General features: G+C 60.8%; 18 protein-coding genes. 11 read left to right on the top strand and 7 right to left on the bottom strand.

The window, feature by feature from the left end; all coding sequences use genetic code 11:
• Positions 1-7 precede the first annotated feature (7 nt).
• Complete coding sequence (locus CKW17_RS14535; RefSeq protein WP_095120365.1) at positions 8-1,714, bottom strand: ShlB/FhaC/HecB family hemolysin secretion/activation protein; 1,707 nt, start codon at positions 1,712-1,714, stop codon at positions 8-10.
• Between the two features lie 192 nt (positions 1,715-1,906).
• On the bottom strand, positions 1,907-2,356 hold the full coding sequence (locus tag CKW17_RS14530; RefSeq protein ID WP_095120364.1) for a helix-turn-helix domain-containing protein: 450 nt from the start codon (positions 2,354-2,356) through the stop codon (positions 1,907-1,909).
• Between the two features lie 186 nt (positions 2,357-2,542).
• Here CKW17_RS14530 and CKW17_RS14525 point away from each other — a divergent pair, with 186 nt between their 5' ends.
• The 5 genes from CKW17_RS14525 (at position 2,543) to argE (ending at position 7,358) form a co-directional block, all read left to right on the top strand.
• Positions 2,543-3,361, top strand: coding sequence for an alpha/beta fold hydrolase (locus CKW17_RS14525; protein WP_095120363.1), 819 nt, complete (start codon positions 2,543-2,545; stop codon positions 3,359-3,361).
• 259 nt (positions 3,362-3,620) lie between these two features.
• A complete protein-coding gene (locus CKW17_RS14520; protein ID WP_095120362.1) occupies positions 3,621-4,940 on the top strand; it encodes an NAD(P)/FAD-dependent oxidoreductase in 1,320 nt (439 codons plus the stop codon).
• 58 nt (positions 4,941-4,998) lie between these two features.
• The gene (locus tag CKW17_RS14515) at positions 4,999-5,415 is read left to right on the top strand and encodes a RidA family protein (protein WP_007910844.1); all 417 of its coding nucleotides are present in this window, start codon (positions 4,999-5,001) and stop codon (positions 5,413-5,415) included.
• Between the two features lie 120 nt (positions 5,416-5,535).
• Positions 5,536-6,213, top strand: a complete 678-nt coding sequence (locus CKW17_RS14510; protein ID WP_095120361.1) for a DUF1028 domain-containing protein — start codon at positions 5,536-5,538, stop codon at positions 6,211-6,213.
• Entirely contained in the window at positions 6,210-7,358 is a 1,149-nt protein-coding gene (gene argE / locus CKW17_RS14505; RefSeq protein WP_095120360.1) for an acetylornithine deacetylase, read from the top strand. The genes CKW17_RS14510 and argE overlap by 4 nt, the downstream gene beginning before the upstream one ends.
• A gap of 18 nt (positions 7,359-7,376) precedes the next feature.
• Here argE and CKW17_RS14500 read toward each other — a convergent pair whose 3' ends face one another.
• Positions 7,377-8,288, bottom strand: coding sequence for a LysR family transcriptional regulator (locus CKW17_RS14500; protein ID WP_095120359.1), 912 nt, complete (start codon positions 8,286-8,288; stop codon positions 7,377-7,379).
• A 259-nt stretch (positions 8,289-8,547) separates the two neighbouring features.
• Here CKW17_RS14500 and CKW17_RS14495 point away from each other — a divergent pair, with 259 nt between their 5' ends.
• Positions 8,548-9,963 carry a cytosine permease gene (locus CKW17_RS14495; RefSeq protein ID WP_095120358.1) on the top strand — a complete coding sequence of 472 codons (1,416 nt, stop codon included), beginning with the start codon at positions 8,548-8,550 and terminating at the stop codon, positions 9,961-9,963.
• A 99-nt stretch (positions 9,964-10,062) separates the two neighbouring features.
• Entirely contained in the window at positions 10,063-10,686 is a 624-nt protein-coding gene (locus CKW17_RS14490) for a glutathione S-transferase family protein (RefSeq protein WP_095120357.1), read from the top strand.
• 6 nt (positions 10,687-10,692) lie between these two features.
• Here the strand turns inward: CKW17_RS14490 and CKW17_RS14485 are convergent, their stop codons facing one another.
• Positions 10,693-11,190, bottom strand: a complete 498-nt coding sequence (locus tag CKW17_RS14485; protein WP_095120356.1) for a helix-turn-helix domain-containing protein — start codon at positions 11,188-11,190, stop codon at positions 10,693-10,695.
• Positions 11,191-11,288: 98 nt separating this feature from the next.
• On the opposite strand from CKW17_RS14485, the gene CKW17_RS14480 reads away from it, so the two are divergent.
• Together CKW17_RS14480 and CKW17_RS14475 are read left to right on the top strand one after the other, a co-directional pair.
• Positions 11,289-11,927, top strand: coding sequence for an isochorismatase family cysteine hydrolase (locus CKW17_RS14480; protein ID WP_095120355.1), 639 nt, complete (start codon positions 11,289-11,291; stop codon positions 11,925-11,927).
• Positions 11,924-13,489 carry an aldehyde dehydrogenase (NADP(+)) gene (locus tag CKW17_RS14475; RefSeq protein WP_095120354.1) on the top strand — a complete coding sequence of 522 codons (1,566 nt, stop codon included), beginning with the start codon at positions 11,924-11,926 and terminating at the stop codon, positions 13,487-13,489. Before CKW17_RS14480 ends, CKW17_RS14475 begins: the two co-directional genes overlap by 4 nt.
• 27 nt (positions 13,490-13,516) lie before the next feature.
• On the opposite strand, the gene CKW17_RS14470 is transcribed toward CKW17_RS14475, so the two are convergent.
• The gene (locus CKW17_RS14470) at positions 13,517-14,395 is read right to left on the bottom strand and encodes a LysR family transcriptional regulator (protein WP_095120406.1); all 879 of its coding nucleotides are present in this window, start codon (positions 14,393-14,395) and stop codon (positions 13,517-13,519) included.
• A 103-nt stretch (positions 14,396-14,498) separates the two neighbouring features.
• Here CKW17_RS14470 and CKW17_RS14465 point away from each other — a divergent pair, with 103 nt between their 5' ends.
• On the top strand, positions 14,499-15,890 hold the full coding sequence (locus tag CKW17_RS14465) for an aldehyde dehydrogenase family protein (protein WP_095120353.1): 1,392 nt from the start codon (positions 14,499-14,501) through the stop codon (positions 15,888-15,890).
• 314 nt (positions 15,891-16,204) lie between these two features.
• On the opposite strand, the gene CKW17_RS14460 is transcribed toward CKW17_RS14465, so the two are convergent.
• On the bottom strand, positions 16,205-17,749 hold the full coding sequence (locus CKW17_RS14460) for an MFS transporter (protein ID WP_095120352.1): 1,545 nt from the start codon (positions 17,747-17,749) through the stop codon (positions 16,205-16,207).
• Between the two features lie 132 nt (positions 17,750-17,881).
• Positions 17,882-18,712: an oxidoreductase gene (locus CKW17_RS14455; protein WP_095120351.1), complete on the bottom strand. Its 831-nt coding sequence runs from the start codon at positions 18,710-18,712 to the stop codon at positions 17,882-17,884.
• 131 nt (positions 18,713-18,843) lie between these two features.
• On the opposite strand from CKW17_RS14455, the gene CKW17_RS14450 reads away from it, so the two are divergent.
• Entirely contained in the window at positions 18,844-19,734 is an 891-nt protein-coding gene (locus CKW17_RS14450; protein ID WP_095120350.1) for a LysR family transcriptional regulator, read from the top strand.
• Positions 19,735-19,737 lie beyond the last annotated feature (3 nt).

Genomic DNA, 19,737 nt, shown 5'->3' with positions numbered 1-19,737 from the left:
GTTGTTTTTAGATAAAAAAGTCGAGGCGGAAATAGATCGGTGCTTCACGCTCGGTCAGCGCGTCCGGTCGTTCCAGGGAATGGGCAAAGGTCACACTGGCGGCGACGTGCTGGCCACGGGCGAACAGGTCCAGCGAGTTGCTCGACATACGCCCGTGCTGATCGCCGTTGTAGCGACCGTTCTGGATCACACCCTGGTCGTAACCGAGGCTGGTGCCGTATTCGGAGAACACCGGTTGCAGCCACTCGACAGTTACCGGACGACTCCAGCGCAGGTCATTGCGCCAGTAACCACCGCTGTCGCCGGACAGCGACTGATCCTTGTAGCCACGAATCGACGACGAGCCGCCAAGGCTGGTGCGTTGCGGGCTGAACAACACGTCTTCGCTGTGCTGGCCGGTCATCAGGCTGCTGAAACTGAAGGATTCGCCCCAGACCTTGAACGGTTGCAGGTAGCTCAGGGTCGCGGTGTATTTCCGGTAGCGCGCGTCCGGCTCACCAGGGGCGGGATCATGGCTGCCCTGTGCGTCGAATGCGCCGATGCCTTCCTGCATGCCGGCGTCAAAGTTGACGAACGCACTGCCGACGCGGCGACCGTGGTTGAAGCCGAACTGCGCTTCGCTGATGCGGTTGCTGCTCAGCTTGAGTTTGCTGTCTTCGATGAAGTTGTTGGTGCGCAGGTACGACAGGCCAGCGCTGAGCGACGTCTTGCTGACGGCGTCGCGGTGGATCACCCGCTCGGCGCGCAACTGATGGTTCTCGCTGTCACCGGTCTGTTTGAAGTTGTAGCCGTTGGCGGCGATTTGTGAGCGGTACTCGCTCTGGCTGTAGGTGTAGCTGAACGTCCACCAGCCCCACGGCAAGCTGTAATTGAGCATGGCATTGTTGGAGGTGTGCTGGTGATCGGTCATCGCGTCGTGACCGCCGCGCAGGCTCAACTGATCGGCCAGGCCGAGCGGGCTGTCCCAATCAAACGTGGTGCCCCACTGCTGCTCGCCGGTGCTGCGCTGGCCGTCGTTACTGCGTGACAGGCCGGCACGCCATGGTTTTTGCGGCGTGTTGGTGACCAGCACTGCGCTGCCGCCGACGTTCTGGCCGGGCGCCAACTCCATTTTTGCCTGATTCGATGGCAGGCGGTTGAGCTGATCGACCATTTGCTCGATCTCGCGCAGATTGACCAAATCACCGGTTTTGCCGGGAAAGGCCATGGCCAGTTCGCGCTCCGAGAGCTGGCTGTTTTGCGCGCCCTTCATGCCTTCAAGTTTGCCTTCGACCACCAGCACTTGCAGGTGCCCGGTGGACAGATCCTGCTGCGGCAAGTAGGCGCGGCTGGTGACCAGGCCTTTCTCGATGTAGTGATCGGTGATGACTTTGAGCAGCTCGTTGAGCTGAGGTACGCCCAGACATTCGCCGATATAGGGTTTGAGCAGGCGGGTTTTATCACGCTCGGAAAGACTGTCGGCGCCCTTGAGCTCGATGTCTTTGATCGGGAAGCAACGGGTGTCGGCGGGGGCTGCCGGTTGCGCAGGCCTGGCGTCTTTGCCGGGCAAATCCTTGAGCTCTTCGAGGCGCCGCTGCTGCTCTTCGAGCAAGCGATTCTGGCGATCACGGATAAGGTCGGTGTCGCCGGGTGTAGGGGCCGCAATGGCAATCTGGACTGGAGACAGGCACAGCAGCGCTACGCACAACCTCGCCACGAGGGCGGGTGAGGACATGTTCGATCCCTCGAGACAAAAAGTGACATCAAAATAGTGGCGCGATATTAGATGGCCATCATTTTGACGTCAAACAATCGTTTTGACCGTTTGTCGACTTTGTAACGAGGAATGTACAAATGGATTCGCTGGCCAGACCCTGGCTCATTGAGCTGACGACAGCGGGCCCCTCAACTCAAGCAGCGCCGCCCCTCAGTGTTCAACGCCAAGTCGTGTCGCGACGTCTTCCGGGGCCAGCACGCGACCATCAGCCGCCGTCAATGCCAGCTTGCGAATCGGCTGACGGTCCTTCGCATCGACCATCACCGAACCCGGCTCACCCGGCGCGTACATGAACTCGCCGCCCCATTGCGACAGCGCGACGATCACGGTCTGCAGTGCTTTGCCGCGCTCGGTCAGCACGTACTCCTTATAAGCGCCGCCATCGGCCGCTGGCAGCGCTTGCAGGATTCCCTGCTCCACCAGACCTTTGAGGCGTGCGCTGAGCATGTTCTTGGCGATATCCAGACTTTTCTGAAAATCATTGAAGCGGCGAATCCCGTCCAGCGCGTCACGGATGATCAGCAACGACCACCAGTCACCAATCAGGTCCAGCGTGCGGGCAACGGGGCAGGCGTTGCCCTGCAAACTTTTGCGTTTCACTTAGACGTACTCCCTCGTATCAGTGGCCGACCGTGCGGCTTTGGGTTGCATCATACAACTCTGGAGCGGATCCATGGCTGAACCGGCGCAAAACCAGCACCTGCATACAAGTAGCCGGCGCGCTTTACGCTGATAGTGAATGTTGCCATTTCGGCATCACGTGCGATCCCTGACGCAGGAGTTTCCATGAGCACCTTCACCACGCAAGACGGTACCGAGATCTACTACAAGGATTGGGGCAGCGGTAAACCCGTGCTGTTCAGCCACGGCTGGCCGCTGGATGCCGACATGTGGGAATACCAGATGGAATACCTGAGCAGCCGTGGCTATCGCACCATTGCCTTTGATCGCCGTGGTTTCGGGCGTTCCGATCAGCCGTGGACCGGATATGACTACGACACGTTTGCCGACGACATCGCGCAGCTGATCAACCATCTGGACCTGCGCGACGTGACGCTGGTGGGCTTTTCCATGGGTGGCGGCGATGTCAGCCGTTACATCGCTCGTCATGGCAGCGAACGCGTTGCCGGTGTGGTATTGCTGGGCGCGGTGACGCCGTTGTTCGGCAAGAAAGCCGATTTCCCGCAAGGTGTCGACACCTCGGTGTTCGACGGCATCAAGGCTGGCTTGTTGCAGGATCGTGCGCAGTTCATCGCCGATTTCGCCGCGCCGTTCTATGGCACCAATCAAGGCCAGAAAGTCTCTGACGGCGTGCTCGCGCAAACACTCAACATTGCGCTGCTGGCCTCGCTCAAGGGCACCGTGGATTGCGTGACCGCGTTTTCGGAAACCGACTTCCGCCCGGACATGGCCAAGATCGATGTACCGACACTGGTGATCCATGGCGACGGCGACCAGATCGTGCCGTTTGAAACCACCGGCAAGCAGGCGGCGGCGCAGATCAAGGGCGCCGAACTGAAGGTTTATGCAGGTGCGCCACATGGGTTTGTGGTGACGCACGCGCAGGCCCTGAATGAGGATTTGCTGGCGTTTCTGAATCGTTGAAACCGGCGCAGTGGTGAGGGGAAGATTCTGCTCACCACTGCACGTTACGCCAACGTTTCTTTTATCTCCCAACCCCACAGCCGATTCTCTGCAACCCCTGTTTTTCAAGGGTTTCCAAGCGCTGCATCAGATTTTTATCTTCACATCCCAGCTTAATAATATTTTACCGATATCCCCCTCCTCCCTAGTCTGACCGCAAGCAAAACGGACAAGCCAACAGCGGCCCGAATCCCACTGCCTTGCTAGGAAGGATGTAGAGATGACCACTGCAATAATAAAAACAGACACGCTGATCGTGGGTGCTGGCCAGGCAGGCGTCGCCATGAGCGAACACCTGAGCAAACTCGGTGTGCCGCACCTCGTGCTGGAGCGCAATCGCATTGCCGAACGCTGGCGCACCGGGCGCTGGGACTCGCTGGTTGCCAACGGCCCGGCGTGGCACGACCGCTTCCCCGGCCTGGAATTCGATGACGTCGATCCCGACGGCTTCGCCCCGAAAGAGCGCGTGGCGGATTACTTCGAAGCCTATGCAAAGAAATTCAATGCGCCGATCCGCACCGGCGTTGAAGTGAAAAGTGTGGTGCGTAATGTTGGCCGCCCGGGTTTCACCGTCGAGACCTCCGAAGGCGTGATCGAAGCCAGTCGTGTGGTCGCTGCGACCGGGCCGTTTCAGAAACCGGTGATTCCGGCGATTGCCCCCACGGACGAGCGCCTGCTGCAGATCCATTCCGCTGACTACCGCAATCCGCAGCAACTGCCGGCAGGCGCAGTGCTGGTGGTCGGTGCCGGCTCTTCCGGCGTGCAGATCGCCGATGAGCTGCAACGCTCCGGCAAGCAGGTTTACCTGTCGGTCGGCGCCCACGATCGCCCGCCTCGTGCTTATCGCAACCGGGATTTCTGCTGGTGGCTGGGCGTGCTCGGCGAGTGGGATCAAGCGGCGATGAAACCCGGTCGTGAGCATGTGACCATCGCGGTCAGCGGTGCCCATGGCGGGCGCACCATTGATTTTCGTGGTCTGGCCCATCGCGGCATGACCCTGGTTGGCGTCACCGAATCGTTCAATAACGGCGTGGTGACTTTCAAGCAGGACCTGGTCGGCAACCTCACTCGCGGCGACGAGAATTACCTGGCGTTGCTCGATGCCGCCGATGCCTACATCGAGCGCAACGGCCTCGATCTGCCGGAAGAACCTGAAGCGCGCGAAACCTATCCGGACCCCGAGTGCGTGAAAAATCCGCTGGCCGATCTGGATCTGGCCAAGGCTGGCATCACCGCGATCATCTGGGCCACCGGGTTTGCCGTGGATTATTCCTGGCTGCAGGTCGCGGCGTTCGATGACAAGGGCAAGCCTGTGCACCAACGTGGTGTGTCGAGTGAACCGGGCGTGTATTTCCTTGGTTTGCCATGGCAGTCGCGTCGCGGTTCGTCGTTCATCTGGGGCGTGTGGCACGACGCCAAGCACGTCGCCGATCACATCGCCACCCAGCGCAAGTATCTGGACTATCGCGATGCCGAGCAGCGTGAAGCCGAGTTGCACCAGAACACCCATAGCAAAGCCGCCGATACCGTCGACGCTTGATAGCCCTTTTCGCGCCGGCGCCGATTGCGCCGGGGCGCACCATCTTCAGGAGTTTCACATGAGTCAGCCAACCCACACTCGCATCCGCATGTTCAACACCAAAGACACTTACCCCAACCAGACGCTGGACAACGATTTGTGCCAGGCCGTTCGGGCCGGCAACACGGTGTATGTGCGCGGCCAGGTCGGCACCGATTTCGACGGCAACCTGGTGGGCCTGGGTGACCCACGCGCGCAGGCCGAACAAGCGATGCGCAACGTTAAACAGTTGCTGGAAGAAGCCGGCAGTGACATGAGTCATATCGTCAAGACCACGACTTACCTGATCGACCCGCGTTATCGCGAGGCGGTGTATGGCGAAGTCGGCAAGTGGCTTAAAGGCGTGTTCCCGATCTCCACTGGACTGGTGGTGTCGGCGCTGGGGCAGCCGCAGTGGCTGATGGAGATTGATGTGATTGCGGTGATTCCTGAGTAAGGCATCACACCGAGTCGCGGCCTTCGCGAGCAGGCTCGCTCCCACATTTGGAATGCATTTCATTGTGGGAGCGAGCCTGCTCGCGAAGAGGCCAGTCCAGACACACAAGGAGTTCATTAGATGACCTTTTCAATCACAGCCCGCTGCGCCGAAACCGGCCAGTTCGGTGTCGCCATCAGTTCCTCCAGCATCGCCGTCGGCGCCCGTTGCCCGTGGCTGCTGCCCGGCGTTGGCGCGGTGTCGAGCCAGAACATCACCCTGCCGTCCCTCGGCCCGGAAGTCCTCGCGCTGATGGAGCAAGGTCTGGCGCCGGACGATGCGCTGGACAAGGTGCTCACGCGTAACGGCTACAGCCAGTACCGCCAGATCACGGCGATCAACCACCTTGGCCAGACCGCACATTTCAGCGGTGCGCAAACCCTCGGCGTGCACAACGCTGTCACCGGCGAGCAGTGCGTCGCCGCCGGTAACATGCTCGCCGGGCGTTCGGTCATCGAAGCGATGGTCAGCGCCTTCGAGGACGGCGAAGGTCAACTCGCTGATCGCCTGCTCAAGGCCCTGCACGCCGCGCAAGCGCTCGGTGGCGAAGCCGGCCCGGTGCATTCGGCCGCCGTCGTGGTGGTCGGCGAGCAGACCTGGCCGATCGTCAACCTGCGCGTCGACTGGGCCGATGAAGACCCGATCGGCCAGTTGCAAAAACTCTGGAACGCTTACGAGCCACAGCTTCAGGACTACATCGACCGCGCCCTCGACCCGGCCAAAGCACCGGGCTATGGCGTGGCCGGGGATGACCGATGAACAGCGTCGAGTTGCTCAAAGCGTTGGTTGCGTTCGACACCACCAGCCGTGAATCCAACTTGCAGTTGATCGAATTCGTCCGCGATTACCTCGAAGGTTTCGACGTGCCATGCGCGCTGATCTACAACGATGAGCGCAGCAAAGCCAACCTGTTCGCCACGATCGGCCCGGTGGATCAACCGGGTATCGTGCTGTCCGGGCACACCGATGTAGTGCCGGTCGATGGTCAGCCGTGGACGCTGCCGCCGTTCGAATTGACCGAGCGCGACGGCAAGGTGTTTGGGCGCGGTACGGCAGACATGAAGGGTTATATCGCCTGTGTGCTGGCGCTGGTACCGGCGCTCGTGCAGGCGTCGTTGCGCCTGCCGGTACACATCGCTCTGTCTTACGACGAAGAGGTTGGCTGCCTCGGCGTACGCTCGCTACTCGAGGTCTTGCAGCAACGCCCGATCAAACCGTTGCTGTGCATCATCGGCGAACCGACCGAGCTGAAACCGGTGCTCGGCCACAAAGGCAAACTGGCAATGCGCTGCGACGTCCACGGCCATCCGTGCCATTCGGCTTACGCGCCGCTCGGCGTCAATGCGATTGAATACGCCGCCGAACTGATCGCTGAGCTGGGCCGACTCGGGCAGCAACTGAAAGCGCCGGAGCATCACGATGCGCGCTTCGACCCGCCCTACAGCACGGTGCAAACCGGTGTGATCAGCGGCGGCAAAGCCTTGAACATCGTGCCTGCCGATTGCCGCTTCGATTTCGAAATTCGCGCCCTGCCCTCGCAGGATCCGGGCCTCGTCGCCCAAGCACTGAAAGCCTACGCCGAACGCGAAGTGCTGCCGCGCATGCGTGCGATCAGTGCGCAAAGCGAGATCCGCTTCAGCGAATTATCAGCCTATCCGGGTTTGGTCACCGATGCGCAGAGCCAGGCCGCCGAGCTGATTGCGGCGTTCTGCGGTTCAACGGATTTCGCCACGGTGGCGTTCGGCACGGAAGGCGGACTGTTTGATGCGGCGGGTATCCCAACCGTGGTCTGCGGGCCCGGCAGCATGGATCAGGGCCACAAACCCGATGAGTTTGTCAGCCTCGATCAACTGAAGGCCTGCGACGAAATGCTCCAACGGGTGCTGACATTCATCAGCGATTGAACCGTGGCTCGACTGCTCTCAAGCGTACAGTCGGGCCAGTTCCTCACGACAATGGTCGACAAACAACTGCACCGGTTTGGTCAGTTGCACCCGCCGCAGCCAGGCTGCCGACAATCCCGACCCGGTCACGGTTTCCGCCAGCGGCACGCAGACGACTTTCTGGCCGTCGTAGGTGTAGTCGCTGAACGGTTTGGTGACCAGAATCGAAAAGCCGAAACCGCGCCCGACCATGCCGCGCACCATCTCGATTGATGGGGAGCTGAACACAATGTGCGGGGTCAACCCGCGCTCCTCGAAAATGCTCACGAAGTAGGTTCGGCTCGGCACCACGTCGAGCAGAATCATGGGCTCCAGCACCAGATCATGCAGCGAGACTTTCGCCTGTTGCGCAAAGCGGTGATCCGCCGGGAGCAAGGCGTAAGGCTGCTGCGCGGGCATCAGCGGCGTGGTTTCAATCGTGCTATCGAGATCGTGCTCGAACAGCATCGCCAGGTCGATGCTGCCGGCGGTCAGCGCCTGCACCAGCTCTTGCTGCTCACCGTCGCGGATGCGGATTTCCACGCCCGGCCAGCGTTCCTTGAAACCGGCGATCAGGCGCGGCAGGTACAGCGGCGCGACAGTTTCAAAACAGCCGATATCGATTTGTCCGGCCACCACGTCGTTGTCGGCCAGAGCGTTCTGCTCGAATTCGTGGGCAACGCGTAACAGCTCCAGCGCCTTGCGGTAGAAGCGCGAGCCGCTGGGCGTCAGCGATACACCCTGGGCGTGATGGCGGATGAACAGTTGCACGCCGAAACTTTCTTCCAGATGCTTGATAGCCGTGGAGACCGACGGCTGCGCGATGTAGAGCTTGCGCGACGCTTCGGCGACGCTGCCGCAGTCAGCGGTGGTGACGAAGTATTTGAGCTGGCGCAGGTTGTAGGCGGCCATGGGAATCTCCAGAAAATCAAACGATCGCAGCCTTCGGCAGGTCCTGCACAAAGCGCTGTGAATCCAGATAAGAGAGAAGCCTGAACATACCGGAGCTGTGCCTCACCCGGAGCATATTTTTTTTAAGGTCTGTAGCAACAAACTTACTAATTTATCTCTCGCGGTGCTTTGCACATGATCGCTTCAACAAGAAATGCGCCGCCCGTGCCGGCGCTTGCCGAAGTACGTCCACGTACTCATCCTTGCCTTGGAGTTCGTCATGGCTACCCCTGCAGCAACCTCCGCTCCGCTGATTGAAAAACACACGATAGGATACGTGCCCCCCGAAGATCGACACGGAAAGGTCAGGGATCTGTTCACGCTCTGGTTCGGCGGCAACATCGCGCCGTTGCCCATCGTTACCGGTGCGCTGGGCGTGCAGTTGTTTCACTTGAATCTGCTCTGGGGCATCGTCGCCATTCTGGTCGGCCATCTGGTCGGTGGCGTGCTGATGGCGCTGCACTCGGCGCAAGGCCCGCAGATGGGCATTCCGCAGATGATCCAGAGCCGCGCGCAGTTCGGCTCCCTCGGCGCCTTGCTGGTGGTGTTGATTGCCGGCGTCATGTACATCGGCTTTTTCGCTTCCAACATCGTGCTGGCCGGCAAGTCGTTGCATGGCGTGGTCGACAGCGTTCCGGTGCCGGTCGGTATCGTCATTGGGGCAGTCGGTTCGGGAATCATCGGCATCATTGGCTACCGCTTTATCCATGTACTCAACCGCATCGGCACCTGGGTGTTGGGGATCGGCATCGTTGTCGGTTTCGGCTACATCTTCACTCATATTCAAACCGATGACTTCCTCACCCGGGGCAGCTTCAACCTCTCCGGTTGGCTGGCCACCGTGTCGCTGGCCGCGCTTTGGCAGATCGCATTTGCGCCCTACGTGTCCGATTATTCGCGGTACTTGCCGGCCGACGTCAAAGTCTCGTCGACCTTCTGGACCACGTACTTGGGGTCGGCGCTCGGTTCGAGTCTGGCGTTTATTTTCGGCGCCGTCGCGGTGCTGGCGACGCCCGTCGGCATGGACACCATGGATGCAGTGAAACTCGCCACCGGTTCCATTGGCCCGCTGATGCTGGTGCTGTTTCTGCTCAGCGTGATCAGCCACAACGCCCTCAACCTGTACGGCGCGGTGCTGTCGCTGATCACCCTGGTGCAAACCTTTGCCTACCGCTGGATCCCCACCGCCAAGAGCCGCGCGGTCATCTCGACCATCGTGTTGCTGGCCTGTTGCTTTGCCGCCGTGGGTGCCTCGAAAGATTTCATCGGCCACTTCGTCGACATGGTGCTGGTGTTGCTGGTGGTGTTGGTGCCGTGGACGGCGATCAACCTGATCGACTTCTATGCGATCCACAAAGGCCAGTACGACATCCAGTCGATCTTCCAGGTCGACGGTGGTATCTACGGGCGCTACAACCCGCAGGCCTTGCTGGCCTACGCGATCGGCATCGCCGTGCAGATCCCGTTCATGAACACGCCGCTGTACGTCGGCCCGGTGTCGGCGCACATCAACGGTGCGGATCTGTCGTGGCTGGTTGGACTGTTGGTGACCTCGCCGTTGTATTTCTGGCTGGCCAATCGCGACACGTCTTACCGTCGGCGGATGATGGGCGGAAAACTGGCGGGCAATCTGTGAGATTGATGCGCTGAAAAAGAAGGCCCGCACTGTGCGGGCCTTCTCCGTTGCGGTGTGGTATTTGTTTACGCCTGACGACGATTGGGTAAGGGACATCCAATGCTGCGAATACTCGGTAAAGCCTCATCGATCAACGTGCGCAAAGTGCTGTGGACTTGCGCTGAATTGCACATTCCTTTCGAGCGTGAAGACTGGGGATCGGGGTTCAGATCGACGAACGATTCGGAGTTTCTCGCGCTCAATCCCTGTGCCATGGTGCCGGTGATTCAGGACGGTGATTTCACCTTGTGGGAGTCGAACACGATCATTCGTTATCTGGCCGCACGTTTTGACGGTTCGCACCTTTATCCGACTGACACGCAAACACGGGCGCGGGTGGATCAGTGGGTCGACTGGCAAGCGTCGGAGCTGAATCGCTCGTGGTCGTACGCCTTCATGTCGCTGGTGCGCCAGTCGCCCGACTATCAGGACAATGCCGCGCTGGCGAACGGCATTGAGCAATGGTCGAAGACCATGGCCATCCTCGACCGACAACTGGAAAAGACCGGCGCCTACGTCAGCGGCGAACAGTTTTCCCTGGCGGACATTCCCATCGGGCTGTCTGTGAATCGCTGGTTCGAAACGCCACTGGCTCACCCGGATTTTGCTGCGGTGAAAGCCTACTACGAGCGTCTGAGCCTGCGTCCCGGCTACGTGCTGCACGGTCGCAACGGTACGCCGTGATCGAGGTTATTTGCCTTTGAACGCCTCACGCCGCGCCTGCCGTTCGGCGGCGTAGGCTGCTTGTGGCTGGCTGATCAGATCTTCCCGACGCAAGGGTTCGCCACAGTGCTCGCACAGCGGCCCGAGGCCGGCGTCGTGGTTGCAGTTTTTGTGGGTCATGTTCACCGCCACCCCCTCCTCCGGTGCCTTGCACCAGGTTTCTCCCCACGCCCGCAACGCGATGATTACCGGGTAGAACGCCTCGCCTTTCGCGGTGAGGTGGTACTCATAGCGTTTCGGCCGCTCGTTGTACAAGCGCCGCTCAACCAGCCCATCCGCTTCCAGACATTTCAGCCGCGCGGCGACCATTTGCGGCGTACCGCCGGTCTGCGCCTGGATCTCGTCATAGCGATGATTGGCCATGAACAACTCGCGCAAAACCAGCACGGTCCAGCGGTCGCCGACGATCGTCTCGGCCCGGGAGATCGGGCACAGCGTGTCAGGAAGACTATCGTTTACTGCCATCAGGGCTTGCCTCTTTTACAGTTACTATGATTATCATATCTACAAGATGCCGGGACAAGCCCTGTGCACCGATAATCCCATTGCCGGAGCAAGCTGCCATGTCGAATACCTCCTACCCGCTGGACAGAACCGCCTATCTGTTGGTCGATCCATACAACGATTTTCTTTCGGATGGCGGCAAGATATTCCCGCTGATCAAACCGATGGCTGAACAGAACGGCCTGCTCGACAACCTGCGCAAACTCGACCGCACGGTGCGCGAGCTGAAAATTCCGGTGGTCATCGTACCCCATCACCGCTGGGAAAAAGGCGACTACGAAACCTGGGATCACCCGACCCCGACCCAATGCAAGATCATGCACATGCACCATTTTGCCCGTGGCGAATGGGGCGGTGAATGGCACCCGGATTTTGCGCCGAAGGACGGCGATATCGTGGTTCAGGAACACTGGGGCTCCAGTGGTTTCGCCAACACCGACCTGGATTTTCGCCTGAAACAGCAAGGCGTCACCCACGTGATCATCGTCGGCCTGTTGGCCAACACCTGCATCGAAGCCACCGCGCGCTATGCCGCGGAACTGGGCTACCACGTCACTCTGGTCCGCGATGCGACAGCAGCTTTCAAAGCGGAAATGATGCACGCCGCCCACGAACTCAACGGCCCGACATTTGCTCACGTCATTGCCAGCACGAACGAACTGATTGCCAACCTCCAATCCCAGGGTGAAGCGCAATGAATCTGACCGGCCATTTGCTGATCGGCGCGGCGGATGTCGCCGCCACCGAAGGCACGATGAAAGCGCTGAACCCGGCCACTGATCAATTGATCGAGCCGGACTTTGCTTTCGGCGGTGCGGCACAGGTTGATCAGGCAGTAACTCTCGCCGACGCAGCGTTCGACCGCTACAGCCACACCTCGCTGGCCGAGCGTGCCGCGTTCCTCGAGAGCATCGCTGACAACCTCGACGCAGTACGCAGCGAACTGGCGGCACGCGCGGCACTGGAAACCGGACTGCCCGAAGCTCAGCTTGAGGGCGAAGCTTTGCGAGCAGCGACCCAGTTCCGCCAGTTCGCCGACGTGGTGCGCCGGGGCCGCTTTCTGCAACTGGCGATCGACCCGGCGCAACCCCAGCGTCAGCCGCGCCCACGGATGGATCATCGCCTGCAAAAAATCGCCATCGGCCCGGTGGCGATTTTCGGCGCGAGCAACTTTCCGATTGCCTATTCGGTGGCGGGCGGCGATACCGCGTCGGCATTGGCGGCCGGGGCGCCGGTGATTCTCAAGGCGCACAACGCGCATCCCGGCGCTTCGGAAATTCAGGCGCGGGCCATTCGTAAAGCTGCGCAGGCGCATGGCTTGCCCGAAGGTGTTTTCTCGATGGTGCGTGGCGGCGGCAATGCCACTGGCGAAGCGCTAGTCGATCATCCGTTGATCAAAGCCGTGACCTTCACCGGCTCCGAACCGGGTGGCATGGCGCTCTATCGCCGCGCGCAATTGCGCCCCGAGCCAATCCCGGTGTTCACCGAAATGACCAGCGTCAACCCGACCTTCATCCTGCCCGAGGCGCTGGCGGTACGCGGCGCCAAAATCGGTGACGGCTTCATCGAACGAATGCTGGTCAACGTCGGGCAGGCCTGTTTGTGTCCGTCGATCCTGATCGCCATCCGCGGTGCGGGGTTTGAAGAGCTGCGCAACGCCATGCGCAAACGGGTCAGTGAGGCGCCGGCGCGAACGATGCTGACGCCGGGTATTCATGGCGCCTACGTTGAGGGTCTGGTGGCAATGGAAAGTGCCGGCGCGCAGGTGATCGCGGCAGGCACATCGGGCGATGCCCCGCTCGCCGGGCGTGCTGCGTTGCTGGAAGTCGATGGGCACCAATTACTTAGCGAACCGGCACTGGCCCAAGAAGTGTTCGGCCCCTCGGCGCTGCTGGTGGCGGTCAGTGATGCCGAGGAACTGCTGGCGGTCGCCCGCTCGTTCAGGGGACAGCTCAGCGCCGCCATCCACCTTGAAAATACGGACCTGGAATTCGCGCGGCGCCTGCTGCCGATTCTCGAACGGCGCACCGGACGCATCGTGGTCAACGCCTTCGCCCACCCACAGGAAGTGACCTTTGCTACGGTGCACGGCGGCCCTTTTCCGGCCACATCGGACAGCCGCTTCACGTCGGTCGGCATGACCTCGATCGAACGCTTCTTGCGGCCCGTGGCTTATCAGGGGTTTCCCGATGAATTGCTGCCAGAGGTGTTGCGCGAGGGGAATCCGCAGAATCTGCCGCGCAGCGTCGACGGGCAATAACGGCGATCCAGTGCGCGGCAGACGCGATCATGCGTCTGCGCGCACGACCCCGCGCTGTTCCAGCAAACGCACAAACATGCTCAAACTGCGCGACACCGTGCCCCGCCGCCACACCAGCCACGTGGTCAGATAGCGAAAATCCGCCGCCAATGGCCAGACGCTGACCGTGGCGCTGCCGGGCATGCTCTGCAGCATTTTGCGCGGCATCAGCGCCAGACCGGCACCGGCGCTGACACAGGCGAGCATGCCGTGGTAGGACTCCATTTCGAAGATCTTGCCCGGCACAGCGTCGTCGGTGCTGAACCATTTTTCAAAGTGGTGACGGTAAGAACAGTTGGAGCGGAAGGCGTAGATATTCTCGCCATTCACATCCGCTGCACGTTTTACGGGGGCGTGATTGAGCGGCGCGATGATGACCATCTCTTCTTCGAATGCCGGCACGCCTTCCAGCGTTGGATGCAAAACAGGGCCATCGACAAACGCTGCAGCCAGGCGCCCGGAAAGCACACCGTCGATCATCGTCCCCGAGGGCCCGGTCGAGAGGTCGAGGTCGACTTTGGGATGCAACTGGTTGTACGCCGCCAGCAGTTCGGGGATGCGCACCGCCGCGGTGCTTTCCAGCGAACCTAACGGAAACGCGCCCTGCGGTTCCTCCCCCGCCACCGTGGCCCGCGCCTCCTGCACCAGATCGAGAATCCGTCGCGCGTATTCGAGAAAACTCCACCCCGCCGGCGACAGGCGCAAACGGCTTTTCTCGCGGATAAACAGATCAACACCCAGATCCTGCTCAAGCTGCTTGATCCGCGTGGTCAGATTCGACGGCACGCGATGGATCTGCGCGGCGGCGGCGCTGATGCTGCCGTGTTCGGCAACGGCTTTGAAGATTTCCAGCTGCACCAGATCCAAAGTCATTCTCCAATCGTGAAAGAAACGATCTTTATTATTCAGTTTTCAGAAAACAAACACCACCCTACTCTAGGCCCATCCGACGAACCTGCAGGACGATGTCATGAGCCAGATTTCCAGCCAGACCCACGCCATCTCGATCAACCCCGCCAACGGCGAGCAGATCGGTCATTACGCGTTTGAATCCGCCACTGCCCTCGACGCCGCACTGACCCGCGCCGCGTATGGGTTTGGCAAGTGGAAGCGCAAGCCGCTGCAGGATCGCTCGCGTTTATTGACCGCCCTCGCCGGTGCTCTGCGCGACACCAGCGAAGCCATGGCAACCATGATCACCCAGGAAATGGGCAAGCCAATCGCTCAGGCCCGTGGCGAAATCGAGAAATGCGCCAAGCTCTGCGAGTGGTACGCCGAACACGGCCCGGCGATGCTCGACGCTGAGCCGACGCAGGTTGAAGGTGGCAAGGCGCGCATCGAGTACCGTCCGCTCGGCCCGATTCTCGCGGTGATGCCGTGGAACTTCCCGATCTGGCAAGTACTGCGCGGTGCCGTTCCGGCGCTGATTGCCGGTAACACTTACGTGCTCAAGCACGCGCCGAACGTGATGGGCAGCGCCTATCTGCTGCGCGACGCCTTTACCCGCGCCGGTTTCGCCGAAGGTGTTTTTGAGGTGATCAACGTCACCCCGGAAGGCGTTTCCACCGCGATTGCCGATCCACGCATCGCCGCTGTAACGCTGACCGGTAGCGTGCGTGCCGGCATGGCCATCGGCGCTCAGGCCGGTGCCGCGCTGAAGAAATGCGTGCTGGAACTCGGCGGCTCCGATCCATTCATCGTGCTCAACGACGCCAATCTGGACGAAGCGGTACAAGCCGCAGTCATCGGTCGCTACCAGAACTCCGGTCAGGTCTGCGCGGCGGCCAAGCGCCTGATCATCGAAGAAGGTGTGGTTGAAGAATTCACCCGTAAGTTCGTCGAAGCCACGCGTAAGTTGAAGGTCGGTGACCCGTTGTCCGCCGACACCTACATTGGCCCGATGGCGCGCTTCGACCTGCGCGATGAACTCGACCAGCAGGTACGCGACACTCTGGAAGAAGGCGCAACGCTGTTGCTTGGCGGCGGCAAGTCCGAAGGCCCGGGCAACTACTACGAGCCGACCGTGCTGGCCGACGTCACGGACCGCATGACCTCGTTCAAACAGGAACTGTTCGGCCCGGTCGCGTCGATCATCACCGCTCGCGATTGCGCGCATGCCGTGGCACTGGCCAACGACAGCGAGTTCGGCCTGACCGCGACCATTTACACCGCCAACGTGGCACTGGCCCAGCAACTGACCAGCGAACTGGACACTGGCGGCGTGTTCATCAACGGCTACTCTGCCAGCGATCCACGTGTGACGTTTGGTGGTGTTAAGAAGAGTGGTTTCGGCCGCGAGCTGTCGCACTTCGGCGTGCGCGAGTTCTGCAACGCCCAGACCGTTTGGCTGGATCGCAAATAATCCAGACACCGGAGAATAGTGTGGGAGCTGGCCTGCTCCCACAATATTCAGCAATGCTTCCACTTCTTCGCTCAACACAAATCCCTGTAGGAGTGAGCCTGCTCGCGATGAGGCCGGCCCAGTCAACATCTCCATTGTCTGAACCACCGACATCGCGAGCAGGCTCACTCCTACATTGATCGGTGTAATCCCCATCATTCCTGCCCGACACAAAGACCTGTGGGAGCTGGCTTGCCAGCGATAGCGGTGCATCAGTCGACATTTATGCCAACTGATAGTCCGCTTTCGCGAGCAGGCTCGCTCCCACATTGGGTTTATGCGGCTGCCTGTTGTGGTGCTGCGACGCTGCGATCCTTGCTCAACAATCCCAGCACCACCGCCGCCGATGCGAGGGTGATCACCGTCAGGATGTGCAGCAGATACTGAAACGCCGCCGCATAACCTTGCACCAGACGTTCGTTGGCCAGCCCGGGAACGGTGTTGATCGCATGGGCCATATCACCCGTGGTCACCCGGTGCGCGGTCTCGGCAATCAGCGACGCCTCGGCGCTACCCGCCACCACGTGCATGGCACTCGACAGATCAGCGTGCAGCAATGTCGCCAGCACTGCCGCGACAATTGCCAGAGCAATCCCCTCACCCGCCACGCGCACCGTGCTGAAGATGCCCGCTGCCATGCCGGCGCGTTCTTTCGGCACGACACTGACTGACAAACCATCCATCAGCCCCCACGGCAAACCGGCGCCAATGCCGATCAGCAGCATCGGCACCAACAGCGCAAATTTCGCGTCACCGACGTTGTACAGACTCAGCCAATGCAGGCCCACGGCGGCAATCAGGAACCCGGCGCCGGACAAAATGCCAGCGGATACAAAGCGCGCCAGCGACGCGGCCAGCATCGGCACCACCAACATCGGCGCCGACAACGCCAGCAACAGCAGACCGGCGTCGATCTCGCTCAGCCCCTCAACGCCGATGAAGCGCAGCGGCAACATCACCACCAGCACGATGTAGCAGAAACACGTGCCGATCGGCAGCACCTGCACGCCAATGAATCGCGGATAACGGAACAGGGTCAGATCGAGCATCGGCCGCTCGACGCGCATTTCGACGAGTACGAATGCCGCCAGCAACACTGCCGACGCACCCAGCAAGCCGATCACCAGCGGACTATCCCAACCACTGTCCGGCGCCTGGATCAGGCCAAACGTGAACAACGCCAGCATTGCGCTGAACAGCAGCGTTCCCGGCCAGTCCAGCCCTTTGGCATCCGGGTCGCGGGTTTCGCGCATGCGCGGCAGACCGAAGACCATCGCGATCACACCGATCAACGCCGTAAAGACAAAAATCGCCCGCCAGTTAAAAGCCTCAATCAACGCCCCGGCCACCAAGGGTCCGAACGCCAGACCGATGCCGAACGTCGTACCGAGCACGCTGTACGCGCGGGTCCGGGCATGGCCTTCGAACTCCTGCGCCAATGCCGCCGAACCACTGGCCAGCGCCGCCGCCCCCGCCACTCCTTGAACCGCGCGCAACACATCCAGCCAGAACACCGACGGCGCCAGACTCTGCGCAAACGACGCGGCGGTAAACAGCAACATACCGAAGGTGAACAGGCGTTTGCGTCCGTACACGTCAGCCAGCGCGCCGGCGGCCATCAGCAAACTGCCGAACGACAACATGAACGCATTGGTGATCCAGGTCAGCGCCACCGGACTGCCGCCCAAGTCACGACCGATGGCCGGTGTCGCTACAGCGCCGCCGGTAAAACTTAACGGCAAGACCAGTGCTGAGAGGCACACGGCCGCGAGTATGAGCAACTTGTCGCGCGCTCCGTGCGGCTGAGTCATAGAAATCATTCGTTCCATCCTTTGAGAAATCACAAAGCTGCGTTGCGCAGCGAACAAGGCGCGAAATACACAGAAAAATCCACTGAAGTTTGCGCACAAAAAAGATGAGAGCGAGCGGCCCAGCTCTCACAGCTCTGGCGTTCAGTCGTTGAAGTCGGTGGACAGCGCCAGCTCATTCCACTCGACCAGTTCTTGCGCCACCAGCCGATTCTTCGCCTCGATCCGCGCCACCGTGTCACTTCCCAGCGCCAGGCGCAGCGGTGGGTTCGGTGCATTGACCAGCGTCAGCATCGCCTCGGCGAACTTCTGCGGATCACCCGGTTGCGCATGATTGGCCGCTTCGGCAAACACTCGCATCTTGCCCACGGTTTCGTCGTAGTCCGGCAGCTCAAGTTGCGTTTTGATCAACGACTGTTCATCAAGGAAATCGGTGCGAAAGAAACCCGGCTCGACCACCGTGGCTTGAATGCCCAACGGCGCCAGTTCCTGATGCAACGCTTCGGTGATGCCTTCGACGGCGAACTTGGTCGAGCCATAAACACCCCAGCCCATATAAGCCTGGTAGCCGCCGATCGACGAGATGTTGATCACCCGGCCACTGCGTTGCGCGCGCATATGCGGCAACACCGCGCGGGTGACGTTGAGCAGGCCGAACACGTTGGTCGCGAACAAGCGCTCGGTCTCGCTGGCGCTGGTTTCTTCCACCGCGCCGAGGACGCCAAACCCGGCGTTGTTGATCAGCACATCGATACGGCCAAAACGTTTGATGCCTTCGGCGACCGCTTGATGCGCTTCGTCCTCGCGGGTGACGTCGAGACGCACCGCCAGCAGGTTCGGCTGATCGCCGAGACGATCGGTGATGTCTTGCGGGTTGCGCGCGGTAGCGATCACCGCGTCACCGGCACGCAAGGCACGTTCTGCGATGAGGATGCCAAAACCACGGGAAGCGCCAGTAATAAACCAGGTACGCATTTCAACTCCTCCTGTCTGCGACCTTTGGCGAGGGTGCCAGGTCTTCTTGATGAGTTGATGCGACTTTAAGGCCGTGCTACTGATGTGATAATCCCAACAATTTTGCATGACTTTGTGAAAGGCATTCACAGATGAAATCACCTTCGGCGGCGGATCTCAGCGTTTTCCTCTGCACCGCGCAGTACCTGAACTTCAGTAAAGCCGCCATCGAACTCGGTCTGACGCCCTCCGCCCTGAGCCATTCGGTGAAGGCGCTGGAAAACCGTCTAGGCGTGCGCCTGTTCAATCGCACCACTCGCAGCGTGGCGTTGACCGAGGCTGGCGAGCGCCTGTACGCGCGATTGAAACCAGCCTTTCGTGACATCGACGATGCGCTGGAAGACCTCAACCATTTCCGCGATAAACCCTCGGGCAACTTGCGCATCACCTGCGGGCGGCAAGCCTGCGAACTGGTGTTGCTGCCGATTGCCAGTGAGTTTTTGCAGATGTATCCGGACATTCGTCTGGAAGTGGTCGAGAGCGATGCGCTGCTGGATATCGTCGCCAATGGATTCGATGCCGGGGTGCGCTTCGGCGATCGCCTGGAAGCCGACATGGTGTCGCTGCCGATCGGCCCGACAATGCGCTCGGTGGTCGTTGGTTCACCGGCGTTTTTTGAACGCCACGCAGCACCGCAAAAGCCCGAAGACCTGCACGCACTGCCGTGCATCCGCCACCGCTTTCCCAGCGGCTCGCTGTACCGCTGGGAACTCGAACGCGGCGGCATCGCCCAGGAAATCGAGGTCAACGGCCCGCTGACCCTCGGCGATGTCAGCCTGATGGTCGGCCCCGCGCTGCAAGGGCTGGGCCTGGCCTATGTGTTCGAAGACATGGTCAGCGAACACCTCGCCAGCGGGCGCCTTGTGCAAGTGCTGGCAGACTGGTGCCCGTACTATCCGGGTCTGCACCTGTACTACCCGAGCCGGCGTCATGTGCCAGCACCGCTCAAAGCGTTTATCGACTTCGTGCGCAACCGGCACTAGCGC

Source organism: Pseudomonas sp. Irchel s3f10 (genome assembly GCF_900187515.1).
GTDB classification, from domain to species: Bacteria; Pseudomonadota; Gammaproteobacteria; order Pseudomonadales; family Pseudomonadaceae; genus Aquipseudomonas; species Aquipseudomonas tensinigenes.
Note: the sequence above shows the minus strand (reverse complement) of the source record. Positions and strands in the feature narration are given on the sequence as shown.